The sequence below is a fragment of the Amycolatopsis saalfeldensis genome (genome assembly GCF_900110575.1).
Taxonomy (GTDB): domain Bacteria; phylum Actinomycetota; class Actinomycetes; order Mycobacteriales; family Pseudonocardiaceae; genus Amycolatopsis; species Amycolatopsis saalfeldensis.
On sequence record NZ_FOEF01000029.1, the window covers coordinates 21,770 to 34,334 of the forward strand.

At 68.1% G+C, this 12,565-nt stretch carries 15 protein-coding genes; 7 read left to right on the forward strand and 8 right to left on the reverse strand.

Features of this window, described 5'->3' with window-relative positions:
* Positions 1-210: 210 nt before the first annotated feature.
* The 4 genes from BMY97_RS40785 to BMY97_RS40805 form a co-directional block, all read right to left on the reverse strand.
* Positions 211-1,401, reverse strand: a complete 1,191-nt coding sequence (locus tag BMY97_RS40785; RefSeq protein ID WP_177231776.1) for a hypothetical protein — start codon at positions 1,399-1,401, stop codon at positions 211-213.
* A 334-nt stretch (positions 1,402-1,735) separates the two neighbouring features.
* The gene (locus BMY97_RS40795) at positions 1,736-2,227 is read right to left on the reverse strand and encodes a GntR family transcriptional regulator (protein ID WP_091628386.1); all 492 of its coding nucleotides are present in this window, start codon (positions 2,225-2,227) and stop codon (positions 1,736-1,738) included.
* A gap of 701 nt (positions 2,228-2,928) precedes the next feature.
* Entirely contained in the window at positions 2,929-3,711 is a 783-nt protein-coding gene (locus BMY97_RS40800; protein ID WP_091628388.1) for a hypothetical protein, read from the reverse strand.
* Positions 3,712-3,741: 30 nt separating this feature from the next.
* On the reverse strand, positions 3,742-4,098 hold the full coding sequence (locus BMY97_RS40805; protein WP_143086426.1) for a hypothetical protein: 357 nt from the start codon (positions 4,096-4,098) through the stop codon (positions 3,742-3,744).
* Between the two features lie 245 nt (positions 4,099-4,343).
* Between BMY97_RS40805 and BMY97_RS40810 the strand changes: the two genes are divergently transcribed.
* Together BMY97_RS40810 and BMY97_RS46540 are read left to right on the forward strand one after the other, a co-directional pair.
* A complete protein-coding gene (locus BMY97_RS40810) occupies positions 4,344-4,679 on the forward strand; it encodes a hypothetical protein (protein ID WP_091628391.1) in 336 nt (111 codons plus the stop codon).
* A gap of 41 nt (positions 4,680-4,720) precedes the next feature.
* On the forward strand, positions 4,721-5,077 hold the full coding sequence (locus tag BMY97_RS46540; RefSeq protein WP_143086427.1) for a hypothetical protein: 357 nt from the start codon (positions 4,721-4,723) through the stop codon (positions 5,075-5,077).
* A gap of 253 nt (positions 5,078-5,330) precedes the next feature.
* Here BMY97_RS46540 and BMY97_RS46545 read toward each other — a convergent pair whose 3' ends face one another.
* From BMY97_RS46545 to BMY97_RS40825, 3 genes are all read right to left on the reverse strand, one after another.
* The gene (locus tag BMY97_RS46545; protein WP_143086428.1) at positions 5,331-5,792 is read right to left on the reverse strand and encodes a hypothetical protein; all 462 of its coding nucleotides are present in this window, start codon (positions 5,790-5,792) and stop codon (positions 5,331-5,333) included.
* Positions 5,793-5,896: 104 nt separating this feature from the next.
* Positions 5,897-6,169, reverse strand: a complete 273-nt coding sequence (locus BMY97_RS40820) for a hypothetical protein (protein ID WP_091628395.1) — start codon at positions 6,167-6,169, stop codon at positions 5,897-5,899.
* A gap of 201 nt (positions 6,170-6,370) precedes the next feature.
* The gene (locus BMY97_RS40825) at positions 6,371-7,153 is read right to left on the reverse strand and encodes a hypothetical protein (RefSeq protein WP_091628397.1); all 783 of its coding nucleotides are present in this window, start codon (positions 7,151-7,153) and stop codon (positions 6,371-6,373) included.
* Positions 7,154-7,284: 131 nt separating this feature from the next.
* On the opposite strand from BMY97_RS40825, the gene BMY97_RS40830 reads away from it, so the two are divergent.
* The 4 genes from BMY97_RS40830 (at position 7,285) to BMY97_RS40845 (ending at position 10,072) form a co-directional block, all read left to right on the forward strand.
* Positions 7,285-8,085 (forward strand): hypothetical protein, encoded by an 801-nt coding sequence (locus tag BMY97_RS40830; RefSeq protein WP_091628399.1) that lies wholly within the window; start codon positions 7,285-7,287, stop codon positions 8,083-8,085.
* Between the two features lie 201 nt (positions 8,086-8,286).
* The gene (locus BMY97_RS40835) at positions 8,287-8,727 is read left to right on the forward strand and encodes a hypothetical protein (protein ID WP_143086429.1); all 441 of its coding nucleotides are present in this window, start codon (positions 8,287-8,289) and stop codon (positions 8,725-8,727) included.
* A 151-nt stretch (positions 8,728-8,878) separates the two neighbouring features.
* Positions 8,879-9,376, forward strand: coding sequence for a hypothetical protein (locus BMY97_RS40840; protein WP_143086430.1), 498 nt, complete (start codon positions 8,879-8,881; stop codon positions 9,374-9,376).
* Positions 9,377-9,406: 30 nt separating this feature from the next.
* Positions 9,407-10,072 (forward strand): hypothetical protein, encoded by a 666-nt coding sequence (locus BMY97_RS40845; protein WP_091628405.1) that lies wholly within the window; start codon positions 9,407-9,409, stop codon positions 10,070-10,072.
* Positions 10,073-10,705: 633 nt separating this feature from the next.
* Here the strand turns inward: BMY97_RS40845 and BMY97_RS40850 are convergent.
* Positions 10,706-10,963, reverse strand: coding sequence for a hypothetical protein (locus BMY97_RS40850; RefSeq protein WP_091628406.1), 258 nt, complete (start codon positions 10,961-10,963; stop codon positions 10,706-10,708).
* Between the two features lie 251 nt (positions 10,964-11,214).
* On the opposite strand from BMY97_RS40850, the gene BMY97_RS40855 reads away from it, so the two are divergent.
* The gene (locus BMY97_RS40855) at positions 11,215-12,498 is read left to right on the forward strand and encodes a coiled-coil domain-containing protein (protein WP_091628408.1); all 1,284 of its coding nucleotides are present in this window, start codon (positions 11,215-11,217) and stop codon (positions 12,496-12,498) included.
* Positions 12,499-12,565 lie beyond the last annotated feature (67 nt).

The window sequence follows — 12,565 nt, forward strand, 5'->3', positions numbered from 1 at the left end:
GCTTCCCTGGCGGTGTCCGTGTTTGGCGGGCACGGAGGCAACGACCAGGTGCATGCTCGGCGGTTCAGCCGAGATTGCCGGTGACAGCCAGCGTGATCATCATCGCGACGAACGCAACGATGATCGCCATCATCAGCTTGTCGAAGCCGCTGGGCTGCGTGCTCATCGGGTAAGTTCCGATCCTCCTTTCCGTTGTCCGGCACCAAATGTTCATGCGATCACTGTGACGGTGATCGTGGCTGCGGTGTCGGCGAAACGCCCGTTGGCCGCCAGCGTTTCTGCGACGTGGCTGCGAAGCTCCTCTGCCAGCGGCGCCGTCGAGGACCCAGCCGGCGCCGTGTCACGCCAGCGTGACTCGATCACGCTGACGGTGAGCTCGATCGTCACCAGGGTGTGCATCGGCGAGGGTGGCACCGCCGGAGACTCGGCCCGCTGCACCCCGATCGTTGCGGGTGCCTGATGGATCCGCTGCGAGCGGACGACGGTCCGCTGCACCAGGTCGACGATCTCCCCGGCACGATCGACCTCGGCCGACGCCGGGCCACCGGGATTCCAGCGCTGCCCTTCGACCTCGATCTCGATGCGCAGCTGGGTCAAGGTCGGTCGATCAAGCGGGGCACCGACCACCTCAAGCCCTCCGAGTTCATGACGGATCCCGTCGAGCCAGCTGTCCAGGTCGCTTGGCGGCCGCGCCATCCCGTTGATCAACTCAACCTCCGCGCCCTGGATGCTGTAGCCCAGCGAAGCCAGGTGCCCGTGATCGCGCAGGACGAGCGCCACGACCAGTTGCTGACGCAGGCTCCAGCCGCGGTCGATCCGGCCGTCGTGCACGTCGCGAGCCATCCGGCAGCGCTGCACCACCTGCTCGGCGAACCGTTCAGTGCCGGCGTAGTCCAGGAAGGCGGCGCGCGCCGAGCCTTCGTCGAGCTTCGGCGGCACGAAGCCCGGGGGAGGACCGTCGGGGGCCTTGTCCACGATGAACGGGAAGGCCGGCTCGTCGCCGACGGCCATCCAGCCCACTCGCAGGCGCAGCGCGGCGCGGATCTCCTCCAGCCAGGCGGGAACGTCCTCCGGCAGATCGGGCAGTGCCTGGGCCAGCGCGGCGATGCCGCTCGCCGTCGTGTGCCCGAGCCCGGCGAGGTGCTCGCCGAACTCGAGGACCAGCGCGACGGCGAGCTGGTCCTCGACTGGCCACGCCGCCGGAATGACGTGGTCATGGGTCTCATGCACGGCCCGGCACCGACGGAGGGTCGCCGCGGTGAGCCGCTCGAGGCTCACGACCAGCCGTCCTGTTCGGCCAGCGCCGCGGCGAGCCCGCGGTCCAGCGCCGTCACCGCTTCGACCATCCCGGCCGAGTTGTTCGACCTGATCCTCGGGCGCTTGTAGGACGTCTCCGCCCACCAGCTGTCCGGCACAAGCTTGCGATCCCGCACGATCTGCCCGATGGCCACGACGTTCACCCCGGCGCGGCCAAGGGACTGCAGCGCGGCTCCCAGCTCATCCAGATCGGTTCCCGGCGGAGTCATGTTCGGCAGGAGCTCCAGCCGTAAGTGATCGTCGCAGGCGAACTCGAACCTGACGAGCTGGTGGACGTACAGCCGCCCTCGGAACACCCAGCGCCAAGCGCTACCCAGGCCCTTGACGAGTCCTGACTTCCTCATCGGCCGCGCGCCTCCCCGTGTGTGTCCTGCTGCCCCGGGCCTTCCGGGGCCGGTCGTCGCCTGCTTCTTCCAGTTCATAGTGCGTCGTCGATGCGATCGAGGAGGGTCTCGGCAGCAGACGCCCACCGCAGCCGCTTCTCGCGCAGGAGTTCATCCGGCTCGTCCTTGGCCTCGTGTCGTTGATCGCTCGCCCACTCCCGCAGCGCATCGGTGAGCACGAAGTAGGTGTCGTCATCTTCAAGATCAAGGTCGATCGTGATGCTGCGCCGAGGTGCGGTCATCGCGGCTATCGCGGTGACCAGCGAGTCGCGGGCTTTGGTGAGGGTGGCCACGACGTCGACCTGTCGCAGTGAGGTCGTGCCGATGACGAAGGCGCCGACCCCCTGTCGTGTCTCCAAAATCCCCTCCTCGACCAGGATTTGCTGGGCGCGTCGGATTGTGTCGAGACCACGTACGGCGAACTCGTCCTGCAGGGCGGAGATGCCCGGCAACTGGCTTTCGACGGGATACTCGCCATTTTGAATGCGAGCGCGGAGCACGTCCGCGATCTCCCGATATCTGCTCACGGGACAAACTTACCACTACCCCTCATGGGGTGCAATAGGGAGTGCTTTGGCTGTTCGTTCCTCGTCCGACGTGTTGATCCCGGAACGTCGCATCGGTAGTTCGTCGGTCGACCCGAGCGAGCTACGCATTTTCGTTTCCAGGAAAGGAAATCTCGATGATCCGTTAGGACGGCTTGTATGGTGAGAGTGACTGTCGGACCGGAGGAGCGATCGTGAGTCACCTGGCTGCTTGGCTGAGGAGAAGCAGCGTGCGGACGTTCGCCAGCTGGTTTCGCCGGCTCGGGCACGCGAGAGCTCTCAGGAGCGGACAGGCCCTCGCCGGCGCGGTGACGGTGCTGGGCGGACCGTATCCGGGGCGAAGCCCGGTACTGACCAAACTCGTCCGCCAGAACCTCGCGGCCGTGTTGGCTGATGCTGGGCTGCGCCCGGTCTTCCCTGCGATGCGGGCGAATCCTTGGCGTGGCATGCAGCCCAGTGAAGAAACGGTCGTTGTGGTTTTGCACCCGCGCCGTGGCGATGCTGGACCGGGCAGCGGCGGTCTTGACCAGCGCATTGATGCTAAGCGCTAGCCGGTCAGACACTCGTTCACGTCGCCGCGGCGCAGGGTCATGGCGCTGCAGCCTGCGGGCAGGTTCTCGGGTCCCGATCAGCTGCTGCTGGCGCTCGGCAGGACGCTCCTTCGCGGTGGCGAGCCCAGGTTCTCACGACCTCGACGGTGTGGATCGTGCGTTGTTGTGGCTGTTGAGCGGGGCGGGGGCGCTGGGTACTTCTTCGGCAGTGACGACGAGGGCGAGGCGCTGGTGGCGGGGCAGGAACCGGACGTCGCCGGTGAGCCAGTCGTCGCGGCAGAGCCCAGCATCAGGCCGGGCCCAGCCAGGCCGGGCCCACCGGTACAGCCGCTCCAGGGGCTTGGCGGTGAAGTAGCGCGGCAGCCAGCCGCCGGTGTTGGGGATCGGCGGATCGAGCGGTTCGCCGCGGGCAGCGATCTGGTGCAGGACGCGGTCGGCGTCCTCGCGATGGCGACGGCAGAAAGCGTGCAGCGCGACGATGTGTCCGGTGGCCAGATCGTGCTCCTCGACGCCGATCGTCGCCTGGCCGCCGCACACCAGCGCCGTGTTCGGCGGGGTGCTCGCCGTCGCCGTCGCCGGCGCGCTGCCGCGCGGGCGGTATGGCCGGATGCGCGGGCCCTGGCAGGTCACGCCGGAGCGCAGGTGGTGCTCGCGGCCGGGTTCGTAGCGCGGGGCGTCGGCGGCGAAGCCGAGCTTGTGACGCCACCGGCCGGTCTCGTCGCAGCCGAGCAGCCGGGCTGCCCGGGTGAGGCTGCTATCGGCGTCCGGGGCATGCCGCGCTGGGTCGCGCAGCCTGACCCAGGCCAAGGCAAGCGCGAGCTCGCGGATCTCGCCGGGCAGATGGTCGGCGTAGATGCGGGCCACCAGGTCGTCGTGCGCCTGGAGATCGGCAAGTTCGCGCGCAGCATCACGCATGGGACCGGTGCAGGGCGTGCTCGGTCGCGGTCATGACGCCCCGTTCTGGATGGATGAGTGCCGGGCGCGCAGGGCCTCCCAGCGGCAAGCCAGCTCGGTGGATGCTGGCTCGGTCAGCGAGGCGTGGCGGAGGTTCCAGTAATTCGCTCGGCCGGCCGGCAGTTTAGTGAGCTGGAATTGCCGGACGAAGGCTCGGCCAGCGTCGGTAAGCAAGATCTCCGGTGCGTCGTCGGCGATCGGTTCGGGCGCAGGTAGCACCAGGCCGAGCTCCTCGGCTACGGCGAGGTGGGCATCGAATCCCAGCAGGGAGCCGAAGTGCGCGTAGACATCGCCGTCGGGCCGGGCGGCGCCGACGACGACGGCGAGTACGTGAGTCCAGGAGGTCATCGCGCTATTGAAGCGTAGAGGATGATCGCGGCGCCTCGACTCGAGGCGCCGACAGACGTACGCGGCAGTGCCGGCGAGATGGAGGGCGCTGCTATCCATCCGGTTGTCGATCTACGACCACACTGACAACTCCCTGGCCAGCCAGCGACCCCCGCCCACCTCGCTGCGGCCGCTACTTTCGCACCCCCGGCAAGCGGCACCATCTCGCCGTGTCCACAATCTACGACTGAGAAAGGAGCGAGGACATGATGGCGCGGTTCCAGCGGCTCACCCGTGACGACCTGACCACCCACACCCGCGACGAGCTCCTGCCGCGGCTGGAGGCCGAGCAGGAGTACTGGGCACGCAAGGAAAAGCGCGGCCTGTCACCCGCTGATCAGCAAGCTCGAAAAGAGTTCTCCAACATGCTGTTCATCGTGCTCAATCCAGCCGAGCTCGCCGACTCGATGGCGGAAACCACGGCGTGGCTCAGGGGCGAGCGCTCGACGGATTCCGCGTACTTCACGGAGAAGCCCCTCCATGGCATGGACCGCCAACCTGATGCCGTGCCTGCGGCCGCAGCACGGCGGACGTGTCGCTGATCGGGCATCCCGGACGGCGGTTCGCGGCTATGGTGACCCCTGTGACGGAGATCGATATCGCCGGCCTGAAGAAGGAGCAGGTCCTGGCCGCGTTGTACAACAACGCAGGTGCAGTCGGCCTCGGGTCTCTGCACCCCCATCAGGGAACGACCGCCACCGAAGGCTGGGCGCGGCAGGCGTGGCGCACTCAGGGCGAAATGGTGGGTCGATCGTGGCGAGGACTTCGCCGAATCAAGCACATTCGCTTCGACTATCTCCACGGCCGTCTGCTGAAAGTCACTTTTCGCGGTACGTCGGTGGACGTCACGGACTTTGACCGCCAGTACGGTCCCGGTACCGCGAGCTGCACAATTGATCGTCTCCGCAGAGGTGGATCGATCGACGACTCCGGCAGCTGAGTCCGGGTCAAGGGCGCATCCGCCCAGTTGCCATTTTCCTGGAACGCCTCAGGAGTTCACTCCCGGATGCTTAGGCGTCGATGGGCTCTGGAGTGCTGGAGCTAGGCGTGCAGTTCGGTCAACTCCTGGTGGGTCGCGATGCCGGCGCTGGCACGGCCCGGAACGCGAGGGAGCGAGCGCCAGCCTCCGGCTCGCCCTTGGCGAGCAGGTGCGCGACGGTGCCGTCGGCTCACCTCGGCCCAGGGCTTCGGGTTCAGGAGCGGCCCGCGAAGTCGCCCAGGTAGGCCCCCTCGGCGTAGCTGCCGCCGCCCTCAGGGGCGATGACCATCTGCTGACGCTGACCGTCCCCGGCAAGGAATGACACGCGGATTTCCCTGTCCATGCCGCACTTCTCTGCGACGATGTCCGCGCTGGCGCCATCTGAGTCGAGGCCGCTCAGCCAGCCCCGGACGAACCGTCGCTGCTCAACGGTCGCCGACGCGGGCATGGTGACCTTCTTCTGGCCCACCCGGATCACGTTGATGTTTGCCGCGTTCATGGGGCGACGATCCTTCCAATCGGTGCAACTTCGTCCGGGGATGACCCGCGGGCGGGTGCCGCCACGATCCTCCTCCGCCACTTCCGTCGAGAATTCACCACCCATCGGCCTGCCGGTCTCACCGACTCGATGGGCGGAAACGGCGTGGCTCAGGGGCGAGCGCTCGACGGATTCCACGTACTACACGGGAGACGCCCCGCACATGACCCCGCTGAGGATCACGAGTCGGCCGATCGTGCCCGGCTCGGGCGCGCGGCCGAGCCCGTCCCGACGGGACAGCGTCATGCAGGCGACGGGCCAGCCAACTCGCGTAGGCGTCGAGCGGCCCACTCCAGTCCGGCGATCATCGTGTCCAGCTCTGCGTCTCCGGTGATGCGAATCGTGCCGCCGCTGGCGTCAGCGGGTTCGAAGACAACCGCACCGGAGTAGTCGGGAGTCGTCACCGTCACGGCGTGCTGACTGCCGTCACCGCCTTCAAAACCGGAGGTCTCGACGGTTACGTCGACCGTGATGGCCAAGCCACCGAAAGACTTGCGATCACCCTGCATGCCCACGAATTCGCAGCCTCTCCCGGTGCACCGACTGTTGCGGACCTACAACGTACCGTGCCGACGCTGGTGCGGTCCGTGTGCGGGCAACCCACCCGGAGTTCAGGTCAGCGCTGATCGTGTCGATCCCGCGGACCCGCCCCGTAGGCCACGGCGACCTTGAGGACGACGACCAGGCCCGATGCGTCGACGCTTTGTCCCGCGCGGTTAGGTCCCATCACGTGGGACTTCGCCCGCCCCATCACCGCCCGACGGTGATGGGGCGGGCAAGTCATGGCGATGCAACGTCTCGACCGGGCCCCGAGGCGATCCGAGGACCCGTTCGGCGACGGTGGCCACGACCGCGTCGGCGGGAGTGCTGGCCGGGGTGATCGCGATGAAGTGGTCGTGGGCGTCGCCGCGGCCAGGGTGCAGAGAGACGTGACGGCCCTCGGGTAGCCCGTCGACGACCAGGACCCAGACACTCGCGGCCGCGCGGTCACGCATCATGCGGCAGCGCAGATCCAGGGTGCCGCCGGGTTCGTAGCCGAGTCGCTCGGCCACGGCGAGGCTGTCGGCCGCCAGCCCTAAGCGGATCAGCCGCCCGGCGATATCGATCTCCGATGCCGGCACCGCGTCGACCAGTTCGGCCAGCGGTCGGCGGTCCTTCCAGCCCTGGGTCAGAATCTCGTCCCGCTCGGGATTCCAACGCCGGGCTGTGTTGTGGTCGAGGTTGGCCTCGGCGTCGAAATCCGGGTCGGACGCGAGCAGCCCTCGCAACACCACGTCGGCGTCGGCCCGCAGCACGGTGGTCTGGAGTTCGGGCGGGAGCATCTTCTTGCAGCGGGCCTGGACCGCACTGACCCGGCGCTGCAACGTCTCGGCGAGATCGTCGAGGGGGACACCGTTGCGGAGCCCATCGAGCAGGGTCGAGCTGTCCTGGGCCGACCAGGTCGCCCCGGCGCGCTGAGGGGCGGGTTCGGAGGTGGTGTCCTGGCTGTTAGTGCTCACATGGTCACGCTAGCGGTCTCGGCCAGTGCTGCCTTCCGTGTCGGCGGGACACCCCAGCGCCTTCGGTGCGAGATGCTCGGGCGAGTGTTCAATGACTTGACATGTGCAATCACTGAACATACCGTTTTCGCATGGTGAAACCGAAGCCCGAGAGCGTCCTCAGAGACCTCCAGGCCTGCGACCGCATCCGGAACTCTCTGCCCGGCCTGCGCGCGACCGTGCTCGCCCTTGGCTGGTCCGTCGGTCTCCGCAACATCAACGAACTCGCCCGGGAGGTCGACCTCTCCCGTGGCACCATCTACAAAGACCTGCGCAGCCGGGGCATCAACCCCAAGCTTCGCGACGAACCCGTCGAACCGACCTACCCGCCGATGTCTGGTCAGGTGATCGCCGATCTTGCTTCCCTGATCGCGGCGTACGCCGCCGCGTTCAGGCAGGAGGGCGAACCCCCGACCAGCGATCCCAAATTCGTGTTCTGCGCCGGCGCCCTGCTGCAGCTCGTCGGCCGGCTCGTGGAAACCCCGCCCGATGACGCGATCGACGACGACTGGAAGCACGAGGACAGCCGGGCATGGCGGCTGGTGGACATTCTCGACGACCTGGAGACGCTGCTGGAGATCACCTGCTCCGCGCTCGCCGAGAACACGACGGACGCGCAGGCGGCCAAGGCCTTTTCGCGAACGGCCATGACCGACACCGCGTTCGACGCGTATGTCGAGGCCGCCACCTTCCGGCTTTCCCTGCCAGACGGGCGAACCGTCAACGTCGAGATCACCCGGGACGAGGGCGAGCTGCTCACCATCCGCGGAGACGATCCCCGCGAGGACACCCAGGCAGACCGCCGTGAACACCTCGCCCTGGTGAACGGCTTCCGATTGATGGCGGAGGCCATGAAACCGCGCTTCTCCACGAAGTCGCCGCAGAATCCCTGAAACCCCTGGGTCGCCGGGGATGCTGGGAACCCAGGGAACACCAGGGGCGCCGGTGCGAGCCGAGGTGCACATCAGCAGACCCAGACCGGGCAGGCAAGGCCGCGCCGCTGCGCGGTCGGCTGCGCCGAGCCTTCGCCTGCCCGGCTTCAGCCTGCTGACCGCCACCGCGTCCTCGACCGACACGCCACCTGGAGGTTCCCAGTGACCATCGTGACCAGCTCCGCTACCTCAGCCGAGCGGGCAGCGGCTGCAGCCTTCGCGCACGTGCCCCCGCCCGCTGCCAGCTCACCCGAGGCGGATCTCTTCGATCGCTGGTTCGTCCTCGCCCGGCACGGCGGTCCCATCACCTTCGACCTCGTCGGTCGCGCCCTCACCGACCTGGCCACGGACGCCGGTTGGCGCCTCGACCAGCCCGCCCGGCTTTTCGCGCCGACCTCGGATCACGGGCCCGGAACGACCGGCGTCAAGTTCACCTACGCCCGCACCGGCCCGGATGGCGAGACCGACTACCTGGCCGTCGCCGGCCTGGACAACCAGCCCGCTGAGATCCACCTCAATGGCACACCGCTCACCTGGGCCGAGCTCTGCGCGCTGCTGGCCCGCAATTCTCACCCGCTCCAGCCGACCACCCCGCGCCTGTGACACCACGACCGGATCGGTGAACGACACCGATCGCCCTGCCTTGCCGAACCACCCGCCCGCTACCGTGGCGCCTCAACGACCGCGAGCCACAACGACTCCGAGCTCGCCCTTGTCGGTCCGGCGCCGATCACATCCGCGAAAAGGGAAAACCATGCCTTTGCCTTACACCACAAGGAAACCGCTCGATGTCGCGCCGGACCTGTTCAACGCCGACGGTGTGCTGGCCATCGTCCTGCACGGCACCCGCGACGACAACGACATCTGGACGTTCAACCTCCACCCCACCGGCAGCCCTACTGGCAAGCCCGCCGACGCGCTCGCGATCGTGTACGGCTCGTTGAGCGCCTCCATCGCCGACACTGACGACCGCCAGCACGACGAACTGCGCGCCGGACCGGAGTTCCGCGACCTTGCGCTGGAATCGGCCCTGTTCTGGGTGATCGGCGAAACACGCAAACGAGGATGGCGCCTCGCCCACCTGGACGATCAGACCAAGATCATCGACAGGGCGCAACAGCCAACCCTCATCATCGCGCACCTGGTCCTGGTGAACGAGACGTTCGAGCCCCTGCCCGGCACCGTGCTGCTCGACGAGCAGATCACCGGTCTCACGCCCGAGCGCAATGCCGACCGCGTCGTCGGCGACTGACGCCCCGCGACAGGTCTAGAGTCCGCGGGCATGGACCAGGCAGCGCTGATTGTGGCGATCGTCTCCGGGCTCATTTCGCTCGGCAGCGTCGGCTACGCCCGCATGGCGGCGCGGGCCAACAAGCGCTCGGCGGTCGCCGACGAGACCACAGTCGCGCTGGAGGGCGACCGTCGGCACGCCGAACTCACCCCGCGGCTGCGGGTTCGGTGTACCCCGGCCAACGCCGGCTCCCCGGACTCCAAGCTCACCGTGGAACTGCTCGGCCCGCCCGAACTTGGCGGGCTGGAAGAGCTGGTCGTGACCATCCGCAACGACAACCCGTGGCGCGGTCAGAGTGCTCCTCTTGCGGGCGGCCCGTCTTCCGAAGCCGGCGCAGCGCACCTGTGGAGCCCGCTGAAGTTCGTGCGGGGCACCGGTCCCGGCGCCGATCCAGCGTCCGGCGTGCCCGGCGCCGATGACACCGGCCGCACCACGCCGACGAGCGGGTTGCCCGTCGGCGAGATGTTGCCGTTCTTCCTTGAGCCCACCACTCCGCCGGTCTGGTCGGAGGGCCAGACCAGGCAAGACTGGCGACGCGAGCGCGGCACGGTCCTGCGGTTGAGTTTTCTGTGCCGCAAGGACGGCGCGGAGTGGACGCTGGTCGGCGAGATCGACACTCAGACCGACAACCCGGTGATCATCCCCGAACGGCACTGATCGCGCAGTCACTCCCGGGCGCCCAAGAGCGGGGACTCATGTTCCTGCCTGCGAGAATCCGGCCCAGCTGTTGACCTCGGAGAAGGTCGGGGACTCAGCAGCGAGCCGGTGATCACCGGGGGAGTTCGGGTGACCGAGAGCGCGCACGTGTGCGTGCCAGGTTGCACCCGCCGGTCGGGAGTCGGCCTTCGAGCGGGACGCGCCCCCCCCCGGGGGCACGCCGCACCTCCGCAGTGCCAGCACACCTGCCGCACGCTGGAACGGCCGCGGGCGCATCCGCACTTCCCCGGGGCCCTCGCCAGTCGTCACCGTGACGAAACGACCCGGCCACGAGGCCGGTTCGGTCGAGCTTGTCCCGTCCGGTCAAGCAGAACACCAGCTCGTCGTCGTTGAGGTGGTTGAGCGCCGCCAGCCGACCCCAGGAATGACGGCAGCGTCTCCTCGGTGAACGGCCGGTCGACCAGCGGGAGACGCCGCAAGCGCGGCAATCCGGCGCCCGGGGCTACCTCGTCGAGAACAGCCGACCACACCTAAAGGTCCTGGTCCAGGCACGATCAAGGCGGCCGACAACACTGATCGAACTCACGAACTCATCGACTGTTGCGCTCCTATTCCGGCGTTTGCCGACCCGGCCTACGGTTCCAGGTGATCGTCCAGGGCGGATTGGATCTCGCGCCGCATGTTGTCCACGCTGCCGGGGTGGCTCCTGGCATGCGCCCGGATCAGCGCGCCGACGAGTTTCGGCAGGTCGAACAGGCCTAGATCAACCGCGTAGTCGGTCTCTGTGCCGGGAATGTCCTCATCGTCGTTGTCCCGTTCGGGACCACGCCACGTTAGGTCCCGGCGTCCGTCACCGACATGCACGATCGCGAAGTTGACCCCTGCTTCCATGCCGTCATTGTTCCTCACCGTGCCGGCGCCGCGCGGCTCACCGTTCCGTCACCTTCGGCCCCATGTTTTCTGAGCCGTCGTCGCCACCTTCAGCGAGCCGGGACACGCGTTCGGCGCGCGCGAGACGCCGCATAGATCAACTTCTATTCGATAACACAGGTTATCGAAAACGACGGGTCTAGTCATGTTCAAGTTAGAAAACTAAGACTACAAGTTAGAGTTTTCTAACTTGATCCTGTAGAATCTTGATCATGGAAAGTGACGAGCCCGGCCCGGCCGTTTCCCCTGGTGACGCCGTTGACGACGAGACGAACGCGCTGACGGAGCGGGCTCCCACCCCGCCGGCGTTCCGCCGCGGCGACGAACGGCGCGAGCAGCTCGCCGACCCGGAGCTGTGCGAGTTTTGCCAGCGCCACCCGCGCAAACCGGCCAGCCGGGGCGGCGGACCACGTCCCAGGCACTGCGCGCACGTCTGGGGCCAGGACCACCGCGGCAAGGACGTCACCTGCGCCCGGCTCGACGACGCACACGACCTGTGGCTGGCCGTCTACGGCGGCACCGGGCCCCTGTCCCAGCTCGACATCGGCGCCCAGGCCCGCCACCTCGCCGACCTGCGCACCGCCCTCGACGCCCTGTTCGTCGTGCTCGACCCGGTACGCGGCGACCTCACCCAGCTCGACGAGCGCCTGGTCGGCGAGGTCGCCCAGGCGCTCGCTCGCGCCGAGCAGGCTGTCGCCGACGCGGACCTGGCCCGCAGGGAGACCCAGGCCGCCAACGCCGCGCGCAACAACGCGCTCGCTGCCCAGCAGACGGCCGTCAACGAAGCCGCCGAGGCCCGGCGCAACGAGGGCATGGCGCTCGTCGAAGCCGACGAGGCCCGGACCGCGAAGAGGGACGCCGAGACTCGGGAGAAGGACGCCAACACCCGAGCAGAGGCCGCCCGGCAAGCCGCCAAAGAAGCCACCGAGTCGCTGACGACGGCGAACGAGACGATCTCCGAGCAAGCCACCCGGATCGGGGAACTGACCGGCGCCAACAACCAGCTCACCGCCCAAGCCCAGCAGTTCACCAACACGACCAACGAGCTGCGCAGCCTGATCGACCAGCAGCGCACCGCGCACGAGACCGCCCTCACCACCGCGCGGACAGAAGCGGCGACGGCCCTGCAGGAACAGCGCACCGAACTTGAGGGCAAGCTCGACGACCAGCAAGCCAGGTTCGATCGCGAGCGCAAGGACACCGAACGCGAGACGGCTGCCCGGGTCGCCGAACTGAACAGCACGATCACCGACCTGGCCGGCCAGGTCGCCACGCTCGCGACTCGCGAGGAACAAGCCACGGCCGCCGCAGAACGCAATCAGGGTGCCGCCGAGGAGCTGAGCCGGCTTCGCGCGCAGCTGCTCACCGCGCTTGCCACGGCCAGCCCGGGCGACGACGCCGGACTTCGGGCCCACCTCGCCGAGCTCGTGACTGCGGCGCAAGACGAGGATGACGACGCGGTTCCCTCGAGCGGCTCGACCGGGAGTTCGGATTGAACGAACCGTCGCACTCTGATTACCGGGAGCTACTAGAACGCTGCTCGCAAGCCCTGAACAGCCTTCT